The 18,666-nt window shown below is 69.1% G+C and carries 15 protein-coding genes; 9 read left to right on the top strand and 6 right to left on the bottom strand.

What is annotated here, in order from left to right; translation table 11 throughout:
- Positions 1 to 116 precede the first annotated feature (116 nt).
- Positions 117 to 1,205: a calcium:proton antiporter gene (locus tag DIE08_RS34585; RefSeq protein ID WP_059607271.1), complete on the bottom strand. Its 1,089-nt coding sequence runs from the start codon at positions 1,203 to 1,205 to the stop codon at positions 117 to 119.
- A 546-nt stretch (positions 1,206 to 1,751) separates the two neighbouring features.
- Between DIE08_RS34585 and DIE08_RS34590 the strand changes: the two genes are divergently transcribed.
- The 5 genes from DIE08_RS34590 (at position 1,752) to DIE08_RS34610 (ending at position 7,535) form a co-directional block, all read left to right on the top strand.
- Complete coding sequence (locus DIE08_RS34590; protein WP_124906324.1) at positions 1,752 to 3,308, top strand: 3-hydroxyacyl-CoA dehydrogenase; 1,557 nt, start codon at positions 1,752 to 1,754, stop codon at positions 3,306 to 3,308.
- 59 nt (positions 3,309 to 3,367) lie between these two features.
- Positions 3,368 to 4,690 (top strand): phenylacetate--CoA ligase PaaK, encoded by a 1,323-nt coding sequence (paaK, locus tag DIE08_RS34595; protein ID WP_124906326.1) that lies wholly within the window; start codon positions 3,368 to 3,370, stop codon positions 4,688 to 4,690.
- A 38-nt stretch (positions 4,691 to 4,728) separates the two neighbouring features.
- Entirely contained in the window at positions 4,729 to 5,529 is an 801-nt protein-coding gene (locus DIE08_RS34600) for an enoyl-CoA hydratase-related protein (protein WP_124906328.1), read from the top strand.
- 120 nt (positions 5,530 to 5,649) lie between these two features.
- A complete protein-coding gene (locus DIE08_RS34605) occupies positions 5,650 to 6,324 on the top strand; it encodes a MarC family protein (protein ID WP_059819240.1) in 675 nt (224 codons plus the stop codon).
- Between the two features lie 230 nt (positions 6,325 to 6,554).
- Positions 6,555 to 7,535 carry an aldo/keto reductase gene (locus DIE08_RS34610; RefSeq protein ID WP_124622981.1) on the top strand — a complete coding sequence of 327 codons (981 nt, stop codon included), beginning with the start codon at positions 6,555 to 6,557 and terminating at the stop codon, positions 7,533 to 7,535.
- 52 nt (positions 7,536 to 7,587) lie between these two features.
- On the opposite strand, the gene DIE08_RS34615 is transcribed toward DIE08_RS34610, so the two are convergent.
- The 3 genes from DIE08_RS34615 to DIE08_RS34625 form a co-directional block, all read right to left on the bottom strand.
- On the bottom strand, positions 7,588 to 8,454 hold the full coding sequence (locus DIE08_RS34615; protein ID WP_124906330.1) for a CPBP family intramembrane glutamic endopeptidase: 867 nt from the start codon (positions 8,452 to 8,454) through the stop codon (positions 7,588 to 7,590).
- 72 nt (positions 8,455 to 8,526) lie between these two features.
- Positions 8,527 to 9,183, bottom strand: a complete 657-nt coding sequence (locus DIE08_RS34620; protein ID WP_059607286.1) for a VC0807 family protein — start codon at positions 9,181 to 9,183, stop codon at positions 8,527 to 8,529.
- 220 nt (positions 9,184 to 9,403) lie between these two features.
- Positions 9,404 to 10,468, bottom strand: coding sequence for a 2,3-butanediol dehydrogenase (locus DIE08_RS34625; RefSeq protein WP_124906332.1), 1,065 nt, complete (start codon positions 10,466 to 10,468; stop codon positions 9,404 to 9,406).
- 563 nt (positions 10,469 to 11,031) lie between these two features.
- Between DIE08_RS34625 and DIE08_RS34630 the strand changes: the two genes are divergently transcribed.
- Positions 11,032 to 11,514 carry a DUF3331 domain-containing protein gene (locus DIE08_RS34630; protein ID WP_124906334.1) on the top strand — a complete coding sequence of 161 codons (483 nt, stop codon included), beginning with the start codon at positions 11,032 to 11,034 and terminating at the stop codon, positions 11,512 to 11,514.
- 23 nt (positions 11,515 to 11,537) lie between these two features.
- On the opposite strand, the gene DIE08_RS34635 is transcribed toward DIE08_RS34630, so the two are convergent.
- The gene (locus DIE08_RS34635) at positions 11,538 to 12,737 is read right to left on the bottom strand and encodes a GNAT family N-acetyltransferase (RefSeq protein WP_124906336.1); all 1,200 of its coding nucleotides are present in this window, start codon (positions 12,735 to 12,737) and stop codon (positions 11,538 to 11,540) included.
- Between the two features lie 161 nt (positions 12,738 to 12,898).
- Between DIE08_RS34635 and DIE08_RS34640 the strand changes: the two genes are divergently transcribed.
- On the top strand, positions 12,899 to 14,371 hold the full coding sequence (locus DIE08_RS34640) for a PLP-dependent aminotransferase family protein (RefSeq protein WP_124906338.1): 1,473 nt from the start codon (positions 12,899 to 12,901) through the stop codon (positions 14,369 to 14,371).
- A gap of 47 nt (positions 14,372 to 14,418) precedes the next feature.
- Here the strand turns inward: DIE08_RS34640 and DIE08_RS34645 are convergent, their stop codons facing one another.
- Positions 14,419 to 15,672: an MFS transporter gene (locus DIE08_RS34645; protein WP_124906340.1), complete on the bottom strand. Its 1,254-nt coding sequence runs from the start codon at positions 15,670 to 15,672 to the stop codon at positions 14,419 to 14,421.
- 131 nt (positions 15,673 to 15,803) lie between these two features.
- Here DIE08_RS34645 and DIE08_RS34650 point away from each other — a divergent pair, with 131 nt between their 5' ends.
- Positions 15,804 to 16,679 (top strand): LysR family transcriptional regulator, encoded by an 876-nt coding sequence (locus DIE08_RS34650; RefSeq protein ID WP_124906342.1) that lies wholly within the window; start codon positions 15,804 to 15,806, stop codon positions 16,677 to 16,679.
- Positions 16,680 to 16,917: 238 nt separating this feature from the next.
- Positions 16,918 to 18,486, top strand: a complete 1,569-nt coding sequence (locus tag DIE08_RS34655; RefSeq protein ID WP_124906344.1) for a trypsin-like peptidase domain-containing protein — start codon at positions 16,918 to 16,920, stop codon at positions 18,484 to 18,486.
- Positions 18,487 to 18,666 lie beyond the last annotated feature (180 nt).

Raw genomic sequence — 18,666 nt, forward strand, 5'->3', positions numbered from 1 at the left:
CCCGCCGCCTCCGCGCCCGCGCGCGGGGCTCGTGCCCGCGGGCGGGGGGCGCGCACCGGCCCCGCGCCGCGCGCGGCGCGTGTTGTCTCGCCCCCGCCCCCCCGCGCCGCTTTGCATCAGTGCGTGATCGACAGGAACAGGTAGGCTGCGAACAGCGACAAATGCACGACACCGTGCAGCACCGTCGTGCGTCCCTGGCTGAGCGTCAGCGTGCTGACCAGCAGCGTCAGGGACAGCAGCACGGTTTCCATCGCGCCGATGCCGAGCGTGAGCGGCTGGCCGACCCAGATGAACACGGCCGCGACGGTCGGAATCGTCAGCCCGATGCTCGCGAGTGCCGAGCCGAGCGCGAGGTTCATGCTGGTCTGCAGGCGATTCGCGCGCGCGGCGGTGACGGCTGCGAGCCCTTCGGGCAGCAGCACGAGCGCGGCGATCACGATGCCGACCGCCGCTTCCGGCGCGCCGAGCTTCATCACCGCATGCTCGACGGCCGGCGACAGCAGCTTGGCGAGCAGCACGACCGCGACGAGGCTCGCGAACAGCAGCACGAGGCTGGTCAGCGCGGTGCGGCCGCTCGGCGGCGCCGCGTGCACCGATTCGTTCGCGCTGTCGTGCTCGGTGAGGAAGTAGTCGCGGTGGCGCACGGTCTGCACGAACACGAATGCGCCGTACAGCACGAGCGACGACACGCCGGCGAACGCCAGCTGCGATTTCGAAAAGAACGGGCCCGGCGCGGCGTTCAGATAGTTCGGCATCACGAGCGACAGCACCGACAGCGACGCGAGCACCGCGAGCGCCTTGCTCGCGCCGCGCCCCTGGAAATCCTGTTCGCCGTGCTTCCACGCACCGACCAGCAGGCAGAGGCCGACGATGCCGTTGCAGATGATCATGACGGCGGCGAACACGGTGTCGCGCGCGAGGCCCGATTTCTCGGGGCCTGCGCCGAGCATCACCGACACGATCAGCGCGACTTCGATGACGGTCACGGCGACCGCGAGCACGAGCGTGCCGAACGGCTCGCCGACGCGGTGCGCGACGACTTCGGCATGGTGGACGGCGGCGAACACGGCGCCGGCGAGCGCGGCGGCGAACACGGCGATGACGAGGCCTTCGGCCGGCACGACGCGCGACAGCGCGAGTACCAGCCATGCGGCAAGCGGGGCCCAGAGGGTCCAGCGCGGGAGCTGGTTGGACGAGAGCGGCATGGACGGTTTCCTATGCGAGTGACGGCGCGCGACGCGCCGTCACGGGTTGACGAAGCCCGGCCGGATGATCCGCCGAACGAGGATGATGAAGCCGATGCGCGGCAGCACGGAACTGCGCTGCCACGGGTTCGCCGCCGGAAGGCGGCGAGGGGCGCGGGCGGGCGGAGGCCCGTCGCTGGATGAAACGGTTCGATGCGACCGAGTGCCGGAGGCGGGCACTCGCACGTGACGACAGGCATGCCGGGCGGTATTGAACCGACCCCGAAAGGGCGCGGACGATGGACGGCAACGGCGTGACACGCGGTTTCCCCCTGAAATCCGGCGAATTGTCGAATTTTATCAGGCGTTCGGGGGGCACTATCTCATATTCGAACGCTTTCATTGACCTTTCGATTTGCAAAAAGTGCCCCGACCGTTCGATTTTTTGAGTTTTACAGTTTCCGTAACGGTCTCTTGCACGACAAATTCGGGCTCGCCCTGACATAAATCTACCGACCGGTCGGTTTATAATCGCTCGCACCTCCACTTCATGACGGATCGCAAGCGATGGCTGTTTCTTCTGCACATTCGGTGAATTCGGGCGCGCTGGCGCCGTCGGCGGTCGTCGGCGTGATCGGCGCGGGCGCGATGGGTGCGGGCATCGCGCAGGTTGCCGCGGCGGCCGGCCATGCGGTGCTGCTGTACGACCTGAACGAAGCCGCGTGCGACAAGGCGCTTGCCGGCATCCGCGCGCAATTCGCGCGGCTCGCGGAGAAGGGCCGTCTCGAGCCGGCGCAAGCGGAGGCGGCCGGCAGCCGCATTCGCGCAGTGCGCGCGCTGGCCGAGTTCGCCGGCGCGGCGCTGATCGTCGAGGCGGCGGCCGAGCGGCTCGACGTGAAGCGCGAGATATTCGCGACGCTCGAACGCCATGTCGACGATCGCTGCGTGCTGGCGACCAACACGTCGTCGATCTCGATCACGTCGATCGCGGCCGGGCTGCGAGCGCCGCAACGCGTGGCCGGCCTGCATTTCTTCAATCCGGCGCCGCTGATGGCGCTCGTCGAGGTGGTCAGCGGGCTCGCGACCGCGCCGGAAGTCGCGCAGGCGCTGTACGACACCGCCGCCGCGTGGGGCAAGCGGCCGGTACTGGCGAAGTCGACGCCGGGCTTCATCGTGAACCGCGTCGCGCGGCCGTATTACGCGGAGGCGCTGCGCGTGCTGAACGAGCAGGGCGGCACGCCGGCGTCGATCGATGCGGTGATGCGCGAAGCCGGCGGCTTCCGGATGGGGCCGTTCGAGCTGATGGACCTGATCGGCCACGACGTGAACTTCGCGGTGACCGAGTCCGTATTTCGCGCGTACTTCAATGACCCGCGCTACACGCCGTCGCTGATCCAGCAGGAACTCGTGAACGCGGGCTTCCTCGGGCGCAAGTCGGGGCGCGGCTTCTATTCATATGCCGACGGTGCGACACCGCCCGCGCCCGAGCTGGAAGCGCCGCGCGATGCGCCGGCCGACGTCGCGCTGTTCGCGCAGGACGGCCCGGCCGCCGCGCTGCATGCACGCTTCGCTGAACGCATCGCGGGCGCGCGGCAGAGCGGCGCGCATGCCGACGAACTGCTGGCCGTGGCCGGCCGCGCGTCGATCGCGCTGACCGACGGCCGCACCGCGACCGCGCGTGCCGCGCAAACCGGCGTGGCCGATCTCGTGCTCGTCGATCTTGCCCGCGATTACGCGCAGGCCGGGCTCGTCGCGCTGACGCGCGCGCTCCAGTGCAGCGATGCGGCCTATGCGGACGCGGTCGGCCTGTTCCAGCAGGCGGGTTTTCGCGTCGTCGGCGTCGCGGACGTGCCGGGCATGGTCGCGATGCGCACCGTCGCGATGCTCGCGAACGAGGCGGCCGACACGGTGAACCAGGGCGTGTGCTCGCCCGCCGATCTCGATCTCGCGATGGAGAAGGGCGTGAACTACCCGTGCGGCCCGCTCGCGTGGGCCGATGCAATCGGCATCGGCCGCGTGCATCGCGTGCTGTCGAATCTCGCGGCGAGCTACGGCGAGGACCGCTATCGCGTGTCGCCGCGCATCGCCATGCTGCAAGCGGCCGGCCGCACGTTCCGGTCGTAGCCGCCGGCCCCGTTACCCCGAACACGATAACGACATCACTCCATTGGAGGAGCACCCCGATGACTCACCCGACGCATCCCGCCGCCGCCCTCGAGCCGATCGAGACCGCCAGCCGCGACGAACTGCAGGCGCTGCAGCTCGAGCGCCTCAAGTGGTCGCTGCGCCACGCGTACGACAACGTCCCGCACTATCGCCGCACGTTCGATGCGGCGGGCGTGCATCCGGACGACCTGAAGTCGCTCGCCGATCTCGCGAAATTCCCGTTTTCGACCAAGAACGATTTGCGCGACAACTATCCGTTCGGGCTGTTCGCGGTGCCGCGCGAGCAGGTCGTGCGCGTGCACGCGTCGAGCGGCACGACGGGCAAACCGACGGTGGTCGGCTACACCGCGCGCGACATCGATACCTGGGCGAACGTCACCGCGCGCTCGATCCGCGCGGCCGGTGGCCGCCCGGGGGACACGCTGCACAACGCGTTCGGCTACGGGCTCTTCACGGGCGGTCTCGGGATTCACTACGGCGCGGAACGGCTCGGCTGCATGGTCGTGCCGATGTCGGGCGGCCAGACCGAGAAGCAGGTGCAGCTGATCCGCGATTTCGAGCCGAAGATCATTCTCGTCACGCCGTCGTACATGCTGAATCTGATCGACGAGATGGTGCGGCAGGGGATGGACCCGGCCGAATCGTCGCTGAAGATCGGCATCTTCGGCGCCGAGCCGTGGACGCAGGCGCTGCGCGAGGAAGTGGAGACGCGCGTCGGCATCGACGCGCTGGACATCTACGGGCTGTCGGAAGTGATGGGCCCGGGCGTCGCATGCGAATGCGTGGAGACGAAGGACGGCCCGGTGATCTGGGAAGACCATTTCTATCCGGAGATCATCGATCCCGTCACCGGCGAAGTGCTGCCGGACGGCAGCCAGGGCGAGCTCGTGTTCACGTCGCTGACGAAGGAAGCGATGCCGGTGATCCGCTACCGCACGCGCGACCTCACCGCGCTGCTGCCGCCGACCGCGCGCACGATGCGCCGTCTCGCGAAGATCACCGGCCGCTCCGACGACATGCTGATCGTGCGCGGCGTGAACGTGTTCCCGAGCCAGATCGAGGAGATCGTCGTCGCGCTGCCGCAGCTGTCGGGCCAGTTCCAGATCACGCTGTCGCGCGACGGTCACATGGACCGGCTCGACCTCGCGGTCGAACTGCGCTCCGAAGCGGCCGCGTCGGTCACCGAAAGCGATCGCGCGGCGCTCGCGCGCGAGCTGCAGCACCGGATCAAGACGATGGTCGGTGTGTCGTCCGGCGTGACGGTGCTGGCGGCCGGCGGCATTCCCGCGAGCGCGACCGGCAAGGCCCGGCGCGTGATCGACCGCCGCCAGGCCGCGTAATTCGGATGTTTGCCGTTCTACCTGAGGAAACCTGTTCGATGGATGGATTGAAGACCCTGGCTGTCGCCGTCGATGCGCGCGGCATCGCGACCGTCGCGCTGCAGCGCGGTGACGTGCTCAACGCGTTCGACGAGACGATGATCGCCGAGCTGACCGACGCGTTCACGACGCTCGGCGGGCGCGACGACGTGCGCGCGATCGTGCTGCGCTCGGACGGCCGCGCGTTCTGCGCGGGTGCCGACCTGCAGTGGATGCAGCGCGCGAGCGCGAACGACGCGGCCGCGAACCTGCGCGACGCCGAGCGGTTCGCCGCGATGATGCGGGCGATCCGGCAGTGCCCGAAGCCGACGGTCGCGCGCGTGCAGGGCCACGCGTTCGGCGGCGGCGTCGGCCTGTGCGCGGCCTGCGACATCGTGATCGCGAGCGATCAGGCGCGCTTCTCGGTCAGCGAGGCACGTTTCGGGATCCTGCCGTCGGTGATCGGCCCGTATCTGGTCGAGGCGGTCGGCCAGCGCCAGGCGCGCCGGCTCGCGCTGACCGCGACGCAGCTCGCGGCCGCCGAAGCCGTCGCGATCGGGCTGATCCACCAGGCCGTGCCGCCTGACGCACTCGACGCGGCGCTGGACAAGACGCTCGTCGAGCTGAGCCGCAATGGCCCGACCGCACTGATGGAGATCAAGCGCTTTTTCGACGCGATCGGCGAGTATCCGCCGTCGGACGAACGCGCGGCGTTCACCGCGCAGACGATCTCGCGCGTGCGGGCGACGCCGGAAGCGAAGGAGGGCTTCGCCGCGTTCTTCGCGAAGCGGCCGCCGGCGTGGGAGCCGGTCGCCGAATAAGGGCGGGGCGCGGCCCGTCGGGCCCGCGGCGCGATTTGCGTCGCGGGCGCGGGCGCTTGCTCTACAATGCGTGACCCCCGGTGCGCCGCCGGCCCAGCCCTGACCGCTTCTTCGCTTCCGATGATCGTCAATCGCCTTATCTCCGAGATCCTGTTCGGCTTCACCGGCTTGATCGGCATCATCAATCCGATCGGCATCGCGTTCCTGTTTCTCGAGCGCACCGAGGCGCTGACCGAGCACGAGCGGAACCTGCTCGCGAAGAAGGTGGCGTTCAACGCGTTCATCGTGTTGCTGGTCGCATTCTTCGCCGGCACGCCGGTGCTGCATTTCTTCGGGATTTCGATGGAAGCGCTGCGGATCGGCGGCGGCTTCGCGGTCGCCGTCGCGGGGTGGCAGATGCTGAACGAGCCTGACGGCCCGGCGGGCGGCGGCGATACGCCGATCAAGCCGATCAATGCGAATGCGATCATGACCCGCGCGTTTTTTCCGCTGACCGTGCCGCTGACGGTCGGCCCCGGCTCGATCGCCACGGCGATCGCGCTGAACGCGAATCGCACGCACAAGCTGTCGGAGTTCATGCTGTCGAGCATCGTGTCGATCGCGGTTTCCGCGCTCGTCGCGGTCGTCATCTGGCTGACCTACAGCCGTGCCGCGCTACTCTCCCGCTATCTCGGCACCGAAGGCACCAAGGTTGCGAAGCGCGTGTCGGCGTTCCTGCTGTTGTGCATCGGCGTGCAGATCATGCTGACCGGCTTCTCAGAATTCCTGCAGCCGCTCGCCGACCAGATCAAGTAACTTCGTTCGTCATTCGACGCGCAACCCGGGCCCGAGCGACGTGTCCGGGCTGCCGGGGGGGCGTTCGTCCGTCCGGCCTTGGCCGGCAGCGCGCGTGCGCACCGATACGCGTTTGCGCGCCGCGGGATACCATGCGACGTCCGGCGGATGCATGCCCCGGCGTTCGCGCCCGGCGCGGCGAACCGGGGTGCGCATCCGGCCGTCACCCCACTTCAATGACGAGGCGCGCGATGGAATACGTGAAATTCGGGTCGACCGGGATGGACGTGTCGAAGCTGGTGCTGGGCTGCATGACGTTCGGCGAGCCGTCACGCGGCACGCATCCGTGGACGCTGCCGGAAGCGGAAAGCCGCCCGATCATCCAGCGCGCGATCGAGGCCGGCATCAACTTCTTCGATACCGCGAACATGTATTCGGACGGCACGTCGGAAGAGATCGTCGGCCGCGCGCTGCGCGACTTCGCGAAGCGCGACGACGTCGTGATCGCGACCAAGGTGTTCTACCGGATGCGGCCGGGGCCGAACGGCGCGGGGTTGTCGCGCAAGGCGATCATGACCGACATCGACCAGAGCCTGAAGCGGCTCGGCACCGACTACGTCGACCTGTACCAGATCCACCGCTGGGATTACGGCACGCCGATCGAGGAGACGCTCGAGGCGCTGCACGACGTCGTGAAGGCCGGCAAGGCGCGCTACATCGGCGCGTCGTCGATGTTCGCGTGGCAGTTCGCGAAGGCGCTGTACACGTCGAAGCAGAATGGTTGGACCCGCTTCGTCAGCATGCAGAACCACCTGAACCTGCTGTATCGCGAGGAGGAGCGGGAAATGCTGCCGCTGTGCGAGGCCGAAGGCGTCGCGGTGATTCCGTGGAGCCCGCTCGCGCGCGGCCGGCTGACGCGCAACTGGGACGAGTCGTCCGGCCGGCAGCAGAGCGACGACGTCGGCCAACGGCTCTACGATGCGACGGCCGATGCCGATCGCGCGGTCGTCGAGGCCGTTGCCGCGATCGCCGCCGCGCGCAACGTGCCGCGTGCGCAGGTCGCGCTCGCATGGGTCGCGCACAAGCGCGGCGTTACCGCACCGATCGTCGGCATCTCGAAGCCGCATCATCTGGACGATGCGCTCGGGGCCCTGCAACTGAAGCTGACGGATGACGAAATCGCGGCGCTTGAAGGCCCTTACGTGCCGCACGCGGTGGCTGGCTTCAACTGATCAACCGCGCGAAACCGGCGGGCTGCCGCTGCCGCCCCGTCGCGCACGGCGTTCAGCGCGCGGCGGCGAGCATCGGGTAGGTGAACAGCCCGAAGTGGATCGCGTTCAGCCCCGCATGCGCGAGCGCGGACGCGAGCAGCCCGCCGCGCCGCCAGGCGAGACCGTAGCCGAAGCCGGCCACCGTGCCGAGCACGATCCAGGGCCAGCCGCCGGCCGCGTGCGCGGCGCCGAACAGCACCGCGCCGATCGCAAGCGCGGCCCATGGCCCCCATCCGAACCGTCCGAGCACGCGCGTGAGTCCACCCTGCACGTAGCCGCGGAACAGCGCTTCCTCGGCGAGCGTGACGAGCAGCACGTTGTTGACGAGCCACATCCAGCCCGACGCCGGCCATTTCGGCGCCCAGCCGACCATCCCGAAGGCGAGCGCGCCGGCCAGGCAGGCCGCCGCCGTCGCGACGGCCGCCACGGCACCGGTGCGCAACGCGCGCGCCGGCGGGACGTCCGGCGCGGTCCACGGCAGCGCCCACAGCAGCCACAGGCCGACGAGCGGCTTGTCGAAATTCAGGTACATCGTGAACGGCACGGCATCCGGCGTGAAACGCATCGGCTCGATCACGCGCGGATTGTGGAAGCCGGGGATCAGGTGCAGGGTCAACGCGATCGCGAGCGCGGCAAACACGACGTGCGCGCCGATCCGCACCGCGAACGGACGGCCCGGCGCGACGCCCCAGGCGGCGGCCACGAGCAGCGCGATCGGCGCGAGCACGATCGGCTCGAGCTTGCCGAACGCCAGCGCAGCGGCATAGCCGAGCGCGGCAAGGGCGATGCTCAGGACGTGCAGCGGGCGCTGCCACGCGAATGCAGCGGCCGCGAACAGCGCGAGCCAGATCGTGGCACACGGGAGAAGCGAGAGAGACATGGGGCGATGCAGGGTCGGACGAAACGCCGCGCATCATACCCTAGCGGCCGTGACATGCCGCGGGGCGGGCAGTCAGCGGCCGGCGATTTCGGTGACGCCGTCGCGGCCAGGGATGTCGACGCGGTTGCGCTCGCGCATTCGCCGCCGGTACCAGAAGGTCCACAGCAGCAGCGTGCCGAACACCGTGTAGCCCATGATCGGCGACACGACGAGCACGCGCTCGACGGGCCATGTGACGACCATCCACAGGCGCAGCAGCATCTCGAGCGTCATGCACGCGCCCCACACGAAGGTCATCAGCCGCAGCATCTGGCGCAGCCCAGGCTGCTCGGCCCAGACCGCCTCGAAACGCGCGGCGCCGCCGGCCATCTCGCGGGCCACCGTCGCGCGCGCGAGATAGAAGATCAGCGGACGATCGCGGAACAACGACAGCAGGAACACGACGCCGATCGTGCCGGACGCGAGCGATTCGCGCATCAGCAACGTGCGCGCGCTGCCCCCGAGCGCCATGCCGGCGATCGACAGCGCGATGCCGAGCAGCACGACGGCAGCCACCGCATCGATGCGGCGCGAGCGGATGAATTCGACGACGGACCAGACGATGGGCGGAATCGCCGACGCATACAGCGCACCGGTTTCGCCGAAATACGGATGCGCCACCCGGTATGCGACCCAGGGCAGCAGCAGGTTGACGACGAGTTCGAGGATCAGGCCGGCTCGTGGTTTCACGGAAGCGGGTGCGCGGGCGGCGCGCGGGGCGGTGATGTCGCTTCGAGTATATCGAAGTCCGACCCCGCGCGCCCGCGCCCGGTGCCGTTGTGCGCGCACCGAGAACGGGCGGGACCATGTACCGGCCGGGCGGGCGTCGCGGCGGCGACAGGGTTGCCCCGGCACCGTTCGGCGTCGCGTCCGTCCGGCACGCGGCGGTCATCGGCCGGTCCGAGGTTCGTCAGGCGGTCGCGGGCTGGACGATGATCTTCACGTTCCGATCCTTGTGGTTGACCAGTTCCTCGAAGCCATGCGTGACGATGTCGCCGAGGTTGATGCGTCCGGTGATCAGCGGACGCACGTCGATGCGGCCGTCCGCGATGAAGCGGATCACGTCCGCGAATTCGCCGTTGTACGCGAGCGAGCCGATCACTTCCTTCTCGGTCGACACGATGTCGAAGAAGTTGAACGACGTCGGCTCCTCGAAGATGCCGACCATCACCGACTTGCCGGCCTTGCGGATCACGTCGATCGCAACCTGTGCGGTGGCCGTGTGCCCGATGCACTCGAACGACACGTCGGCACCGTAGCCGCCCGTCAGCGCCTTGACTTCCGCGATCGCGTCGGACGCCTTCGGGTCGATCACGACCGTCGCGCCGACTTCCAGCGCCTTCTGCTTGCGCGCGGCCGACATTTCCAGCGCGATCACGCGTCCGGCGCCCGCGGCCTTCGCGCACATGATCGTGCACAGGCCGATCGTGCCGGCGCCGACCACGACGACGGTCTGGCCGACGATGTTGCCGGCCTTCTTCACCGCATGCAGCCCGACCGCGAGCGGCTCGATCAGCGCGCCGGCCTCGGTCGGGAAGTCGTCGGGCAGCTTGTACAGCAGTTCGGCCGGCACGTTGACGAATTCGGCGAACGCGCCGTTGTTCATCAGCCCGGTGAACGCGAGGTTCTCGCAGATGTTGTACAGCCCGTGCCGGCAATACCAGCAGGTGCCGCAATGCTGGCACGCGTCGGCCGTCACGCGCTCGCCGACCGCGAAGCCCGTCACGCCGGCGCCGAGCGCCGCGATTTCTCCGCTGAATTCGTGGCCGAGGATGCACTGTCCCTTCAGGCCCGTCAGCGGATGCGGCGCGTCGACGGGGATGAACACGGGCCCGGCGACGTACTCGTGCAGGTCGGAGCCGCAGATCCCGCACCAGTGCACGCGGATCTGGACCCAGCCGGCCGGCGGATGCGCCGGAACGGGAACCTCCTCGACGCGGATGTCGTTGCGGCCGTGCCAGACGGCGGCCTTCATGCTGGGAGCGGTGTTCGGTGCCGGTGTACTCACGTTGCTGTCTCCGTCAGGTTGTCGTCGGACGCGCGGCAAGGGGCCGATGCATCCGTCGCGCGATTGCGCGAGCGACCGACATGCAGGAACGGGGCCAGCCTGAACGGGCGGTCGGGTGGTGACGGAGCCGGAGGGGCAGAGTGCGGTGCAGCAACTGGCCTTGCGCGGGTATCAGAGCCTGCAGAGCGAATCGTGCGTGAAATTTGCTGCGCTTGCGACGGGCTGGGGCGGGTGAGACCCCGGGACATTCGTCTCAGCTGATTGAGACGAAACGTGAGACGCGTGGCTGGGTGGCTGCGCCTCCACCACCGTCGTGCCAGCCCATTGTGCCGATCGGTGAAACGCATCGTTGCGCGCACACCCCCTTTACTTGAAGTCAAGTTCAATTTGTATCATCTGCGGCAATGTCCGATCGCATGCGTGCGCGGCGGTGGCACCGGAGGCGGCGCATGACCGAATCGGCCGGGGCTGCTGCGCGAAGGGCCGAGCGCGGCGCGGCTCGTTTCAATCTTCACTGAAGGTCGTCCAGCATGCCAAACTTCATCGAAAGCCTGATCTGCGGGTACGTCTCGTACCACATGCTGGTAGCCGACGAGCGGGACGCGATGCCGCTGCCGGCAGAGGTCGGGATGGCCCCGCCGTCGGAGCGCGCCGGTCGTGCGTCATCCCCGGAGCCTGTCGCACCTGGCGTTTCACCGTTGCGGCCGCAACTGTTCGTGTCGGTTCTGGAAGCTGGCGCCGACGGCTTGCTGGTGCGCTGGAGCGAAAGCGGGCGCTGCCATTACGGCGAGCAACGCTGGCGCTTGCGCGTCGCGTTGCAGGCGGGCCGCTGCGCGATCTCGGGGCAGGCGATCGAGCCGGGTGAACCGGTGTACCGGCCCGTGCGGCGGCCGGTGCCCGTCAACGGCGACGAGATGATCCACCCCGCGTCGGTGCCGCCTGCGGCCGGCGCCGCGTGTCACGTTGCACCAGCACGCGGCGAGGGGACGGATCCGGTCGACGCCCTGCGTTGAGCGCGACCGGTTGCACCCGCGCGTTACTTGAGATCTTTCCGGTACTGAATGAACCCCGCGTTGGTCGCGAGCTTGTCGTACAGCGCGCGCGCGGTCGTATTGGTTTCGTGCGTGAGCCAGTACACGCGGCTCGCGCCGGCTTCGCGAGCCCGCTCGTACACGGCCTCGATCAGCGCACCGCCCGCGCCTTGTCCGCGTGCGTCGGCCGCCGTGAACAGGTCCTGCAGATAGCAGTACGGCCCTTCGGTCCAGCATGAGCGGTGATAGATCGCGTGCACGATGCCGACCAACGTGCCCGACGTATCGAAGGCGCCGAGCGCGAACATCGGTTCGGCGGGATCCATCAGGCGCGCCCACGTCGTCGCGAACACGGCGTCGCTCAGCGCGGTCTCGTAGAACCGCTGGTAATCCTGCCACAGCGGGCGCCACGCGGCTTCGTCGGCGGCGACGAGCGGTCGGACCGTGACGCGCGTCGCGTCGTTCTCACGGCTGGCTGCGTCGCGCGCCCGCGCCCGCGCGTGGCGGATCGTAACGAGCGACTCGCGTTGCGTACCGCTGGCGTCGAAGTTTTCCGGCGCGAGCCACGCTTCGAACGCGGCGCGCACGTCCGGCCATTCGCCGTCGATGATCGAGAACCATGCCGTGTCGCGATTGCGGCCCTTGTAGATGATCGCCTGCCGGAACGTACCCTCGTAACGGAAGCCGAGCCGCGCGGCCGCCTTGCGCGACGGCTCGTTGAGCGCGTCGCACTTCCATTCGTAGCGGCGGTAGCCGAGCGTGTCGAACGCGTACTTCATCAGCAGGTACTGCGCTTCCGTCGAAATCGGCGTGCGCTTGAGCCGCGGCGAGAACGTGACGGAGCCGACCTCGATTACGCCGTTGGCCGGGTCGATGCGCATCAGCGCGAGCGTGCCGACCGCGCGGTTCGTCGCGCGGTCGATCACCGTGTAGTGCAGCGGATCGGCGCTCGCCGCCGCGCCGCGCGCGTAGTCGCGGTAGCTCGACTCGTCGGCGTACGGCCCGTGCGCGAGATAGGTCCAGTCGCCGCCGTCGGGCGCCTGCGCATATGCGGCGTACAGGTCGGCGGCATGGCGGTCGGCGTCGAGCGGTTCGAGGCGGCAGTAGCGGCCCTCGAGCACGATGCGCTCCGGGCGCGCACGCGCGGACCAGTCGGGAACGGGGTGGCCGATGGGCTGCTGGAAGTCGTTGGTGAGCGTGGACAAGGTCGATCTCGCTTCGGTTGGCGGCCGGCGACATGCCGGCATGCAGACGATCGTAGTCCCGGCGAGGTACCATGAGAAGCGCCAGACGATGGCAAATTTATGGTGCCACGAAGGCGCGACGATGGCGCCATGCACCGAGACTTCCACGCCGCGATATTCCGATGACGACTGCCATTCCTTCCGGTGCCGCGCCACTGCTGCCGCTCGACGCGCCGCTCGCGCGCACGGCCGGCGCGCCTTCCTTGCAGCGGCAGTTGCTGCGCCGCGTGCGCGATGCGATTCTCGGCGGCGCGATGCCGGCCGGCACGCGGCTGCCCGGCACGCGTGCGCTGGCCGAGACGCTCGGCGTGTCGCGCAACACGACGGCCGCGGTCTACGAGCAGCTCGTCGCCGAAGGCTTCCTGCAATCCGATCGTCGCGGCACGCGCGTGGTCGGCCTGTCGCGGCCGGCCGCGCCGCGTCGGCGGGCCGCACCGCCGGCCGTCGCGCAGCGGCTCGGCCGGATCCGTCCGAGCCTGATCGGCACCGGCGAATCGGACGGCTTCCGGCCGGGCGTGCCTGCGCTGTCGCATTTCCCGGTCGATGCGTGGCGGCACGCGATCGACCGTGCATTGCGCCGCGCCGGCCGCGACCTGCTCGCGTACGGCGACCCGCTCGGCGAGCGCGCACTGCGCGAGTCGATCGCGCGCCATCTGGCCGTGACGCGCGGCGTGCGCTGCGATCCCGAGCAGATCGTGATCACCGAGGGCGCGCAGGGTGCGATCGCGTTGTGCGCGCAACTGCTGACGAACCCGGGCGACACGGTCTGGGTCGAGGAGCCCGGCTATCGCGGCGCGCGCACCGCGATGCAGGCGGCCGATCTCGATGTCGTGCCGATGCCGGTGGACGCGGAGGGGCTGCGAGCGGAAGACGCGAACTGGCGCGAGCGGCCACCCCGGCTCGTCTACACCACGCCGTCGAACCAGTTCCCGACCGGCGCGGTGCTGTCGATCTCGCGCCGGCTTGCACTGATCGACGCCGCACGCCGGCATCGCGCGTGGATCATCGAGGACGATTACGACAGTGAGTTTCGGCATACCGGCGAGCCGATCGGCGCGCTGCACGGGCTCGCGGCCGACTCGCCGGTCGTCTACCTCGGCTCGTTCAGCAAGACGATGTTTCCGGCGTTGCGGATCGGCTTTCTCGTGCTGCCCGACGCGCTGCTGGCCGCGGTGCGGCCGGCGTTGCCGGAGATGCTGCGCGGCGGGACGCGCCACGTGCAGCTCGCGCTCGCCGATTTCATCGAGACGGGCGAGTACGGGCGGCATCTCGGGCGGATGCGCCGGCTGTACCGCGACCGGCGGCGCTTGCTGCTCGCCGCGCTGGACGACGCGTTCGCCGTGCCGCATCAGGTCGAGGGCGGGCCGTGCGGGCTGCATCTGGCGCTGCGGCTGCCGGCACGCTATCGCGACCGCGCGATCGTCGAGGCGGCGCGCGTGCACGGGATCGGGCCGTTTCCGCTGTCGGGTTTTTCGATCCATGCGACGTCGGCGGCCAACGGGCTCGTGCTCGGGTTCGGCAATACGTCGGCCGATGCGTTCGCGCCGATGCTGCGGACGTTGTCGACGATCGCGTATCGGGTCGCGGGCGATTGAGTCGCGTCGCTGCGCATTGCCGGGAGGCGAAGCGGGCGAATCGGAACTTACCGCACGCGTTCCTCGCGCATGATCCGGCGGGCAGCCGCCAGGCCGAGCACGAGCAGCACCGCGACATACGCGGCGACCGCAGACCACGCACCGTGTTGCCAGAACGTGCCGCCGACCGAGCCCAGCACGCTCGACCCGAGGTAATAGGCCAGCAGGTAGAGCGACGCGGCATGCCCCTTCGCGGAACCTGCAAGGTGGCCAACCCAGCCGCTCGCGACCGCATGTGCGACGAAGAAGCCGATCGTGATCAGCACGATCCCGACGATGATCGCGACGAGCGAATGCGACAGCGTCAGCGCGAGGCCGGCCGCGAACACGAGAATGCCGCTGATGAGGACGGGTGCGCGCCCGAGACGATCAGCGAGTGCACCGGCGCTCGATGAAGACACCATCCCGAACAGGTAGGCGCCGAAGATCAGCCCGCATGCGGTCGCGCTCAGGTTGAACGGCGCGGCCGTCAGCCGGAACCCGGCGTAGTTGTATACGGTCACGAACGCGCCCATCATGAGGAAGCCGACCGCGAATACGAACGGCAGCCGCGCATGATGCAACTGCGCGCTCCACAGCCGCAGATGGTGACGCACCGTCAGGTCGGTTCGCTTCACGAAGCGTCGCGACTGCGGCAGCAGCATCACGAACGCGACCGACGCGATGAGGTCGATGATCCCGATCGTCAGCATCGCGGTGCGCCAGGAGAAATACTCCTCGAGCGCGCTCATCCCGATTCGCCCGATCATGCCGCCGAACGCGGTGCCGCCGACATAAAGACCCATCGACAGGCCCAGCCCGTCGGCGGCGATTTCCTCGGCCAGATAGGCCATCGCCACTGCCGGAACGCCGCCGAGCGCGAAACCTTCGAGCGCGCGCCAGATCAGCAGCAGGTTCCAGTTCGGCGCGATCGCCGAGAGCACGTTGAACAGTGCCGCGAGCGTCATCGACGCAAACATCAGCCCGCGTCGGCCGAAGCGTTCGGACAGCGCGCCGGCGCACAGGATGGAGACCGCCAGCATCCCCGTCGACAGCGACAGGGATAGCGAGCTCGACGCCGCGCCCAGGTTGAACTCGCGCGCGAACGCAGGCAGCAGCGGCTGCACGCAGTACAACAGCGAGAAGGTGGAAAAGCCGGCCAGGAAGAGTGCCAGTGCGATGCGCTTGTAGGCCGCCGAGCGGGGCGACACGCCGGCGGGCAGCGCATCCGGCGCGGCGCTCGGGGCGTGCGTCGCGGCGGACGAAATCGCGGGATTCGACATGGTATGGACCCGATTGGCTGCGGAATAGCCGAATTCTTGCGCACGGTCATATATATGTCCAATATATGAAATGAACCGTAGCAATACCTTTTGCGAATGGCTGGATCGCCATTTCCGTCGACCGAGATCACATGGAACTTCGACATCTCCGATACTTCCTGGCCGTGGCGGCCACGTTGAACTTCACCAAGGCCGCGGAGGCGCTCGGCATGGGGCAGCCGCCGCTGAGCCAGCAGATCAAGGCGCTCGAGAACGAACTCGGCGTGGAGCTGTTCAGGCGGACCGCACGCGGTGCCGAGCTGACCGTTGCGGGAGAGGTGTTCGCGGAAGAGGCACGGCGCGTGCTCGACGACGCGGAGCGCGCGGCGCGGGCGGCAAAACGGGCCGCGCGTGGGGAAATCGGGCAACTGCGGGTCGGATTCACGGGGACGGCGGCCTTCAATTCGAAAGTGGCCGACCTGATTCGCCGCTTCCGCGAAGCGTTTCCGGATACGGACCTGACGTTGCAGGAGGCGACCTCCGGCGTGTTGCTCGAGGCGCTGGAAGCCGGGCGGCTCGATGTCGCGATCGTGCGTCCGGAGCGTCGTATCGCGGACACGTTGCGGGCAGCGGACTGGGACGAGGAGCCGATGTTCGTCGCGATGCCGGTCGCGCATCGCCTCGCGCAGCGGCGTCGCATCGATCTGGCGGAACTGGCCGACGAGGCGTTCGTGCAGGTGCCGCGCGAAGCGGGCAGTGCGCTGTTCGACGACATCGTCGCGGCGTGCAATGCCGCCGGCTTCCAGCCGCGCATGGCGCAGCCCGCGCCGCAAATCGCGTCGGCGGTGACGCTCGTCGCGGCTGGGCTCGGCGTGTCGATCGTGCCGAAGGCGATCACGCAGGTGCGGGTCGCCGGCGTCGTGTATCGGCAGGTCGCGGGCAACGGGCTGCGCGCGAGGCTCGCGATTGCGTCGCGACGCGACGATCCGTCGGCGGTGGTGCGCAACTTTCTGCTGCTGGCCTGGTAGCGCGGGACGCACGTCATCGTGCGCATCGCCGCGGTATCGGGTGGATATTCTGATTGACGAACCGTGAACTTTGCCCGGAACGAACGCTGTCGCGGCTCCGCCGTCGCGTGACGACCCGGCATGCGGGTTTCGATTCGTATGTTCCGGATGCTGCTTGGACTATAAATGGAGGGGTGTACCGGTACTTGTCGGGCGCCCGCGCGTGGGGCGGCGCCGCGACTGCCGGGGGAGGTGCACCGTGGTTTGCCAGACGCTTGCTCGCGCCGTGCTTCGCACCGCGTTGATCGGGGGCGTATTCGCCTCGTTGCTGTCGCCATCGCCAGCTGTTGCCGGAACCGTTGCACCGCCCGCCACACCGCCTGTCATGAAGAACCGGCTCGCCGCATCGCCTCACTCGATGCCGGTCGACTTCCCGGCGATCGTCGACCGTTACGGCCCGGCGGTCGTCACCATCATGACCGCCGCGCCCGACCAGCAGGCCGGTGGCCCGTCCTTCGCGATTCTCGATTCTGACGATCCGCTTGCCGCGTTCTTCCGCCGCGGCGGTCCGCCGGCGTCCGCACAAGGTCCACTGGCGCCGGGGCCCGATACGTCGCCGCGCACGCTGTCGGGCAGCGGCTCGGGCTTCATCGTCAGCGCCGACGGGCTGATCCTCACGTCTGCGCATGTCGTCGACGATGCGACCGATGTCACGGTGCGACTGGCCGATCGTCGCGACCTGAAGGCGACGGTGCTGGCCGTCGATCCGCAGAGCGACGTCGCCGTGCTGCGCGTCGACGCGACGAAGCTGCCGGTCGTGCGCATCGGCGATTCGTCGAGGGTGCGCGCCGGCGAACCGGTGATGACGATGGGTGCGCCGGACGGCTCTGGCAACACGGTCACGGCCGGCATCATCAGCGCGACGTCGCATGCGCTGCCGGACGGCAGCGGGTTTCCGTTCTTCCAGACCGACATCGCGGTGAATCCCGACAACTCGGGCGGCCCCGTGTTCAACCGCGCGGGCGACGTGATCGGTATCGCGGTGCAGGTCTATACGGGCGCCGACCGGTACGCGAGCACGACGTTCGCGATCCCGATCGCGCTCGCCGTGAAGGTGCGTGCGCAGGTGCAGGCACAGAGCCGCGCCAATGCGCAGGCGCAGCGCGCGTCGTCCGGCAACGCGCTCGGCGTCGACGTACAGGACGTCGGCGTCGGGCTGGCAGCTGCGTTCGGCCTGCCGCGTCCGGCGGGCGCGCTCGTCAACGGCGTCGATCCCGGCTCGCCGGCCGCCGCGGCGGGCGTGAGGCCCGGCGACGTGATCGTCAAGTTCGGCGACAAGCCGATTGGCCAGTCGGCCGAACTGAACGACCTGGCCGCCGCATTGCCGCCAGGTGCAAAGGCGCCGGTGCGGCTGATCCGCAACCGCGCGCCGATGATGCTGACGGTCACCGGCGCGGCGACCGGCGACGCGATCGACAACGCGGGTGCGACGGGCAGCGCGGGCACGGTTGGCGCGGGCGGTGCCGCCGGCGTGGCGATGGCGGCCGCGCGGCCGGCTGACAGCGGCGATCGGCTTGGACTGACGATGCATCCGCTGAGCGACGCCGAACGGCGTTCGACCGGGCTCGCGGTCGGGATGATGGTGGATGCGGTGCGCGGGCCGGCCGCGAACGCGGGCATCCGTCCGGGCGACGTCGTGCTCGAGCTCAACGACACGCTGCTCGAAACGCCGGACGACGTGCAGTCGCTCGAAGCGAAAGGCGGTGTGATCGCGGTGCTGATCCAGCGCGAGAATGCGCGGAAGTTCGTGTCGGTGCGTGCGCGGTAGGGTGTTGACGGGAGGGTGGGAAGAGCGTCGGTGTGCGGCCAGAGGCGTCACTCACGAAGGCGTTTGACCGGATGTTTGTAAGGCGGCTACACCTCCGCCATCGGCCGTTCGCGGCTTGCGCGTAGCGACGTGCCTGGTCCATTCATTGACGCTGCCCAGACGGAAATCCATGGGCATTCG

The sequence above is a fragment of the Burkholderia sp. Bp9004 genome, assembly GCF_003858025.1.
Taxonomy (GTDB): Bacteria; Pseudomonadota; Gammaproteobacteria; order Burkholderiales; family Burkholderiaceae; genus Burkholderia; species Burkholderia diffusa.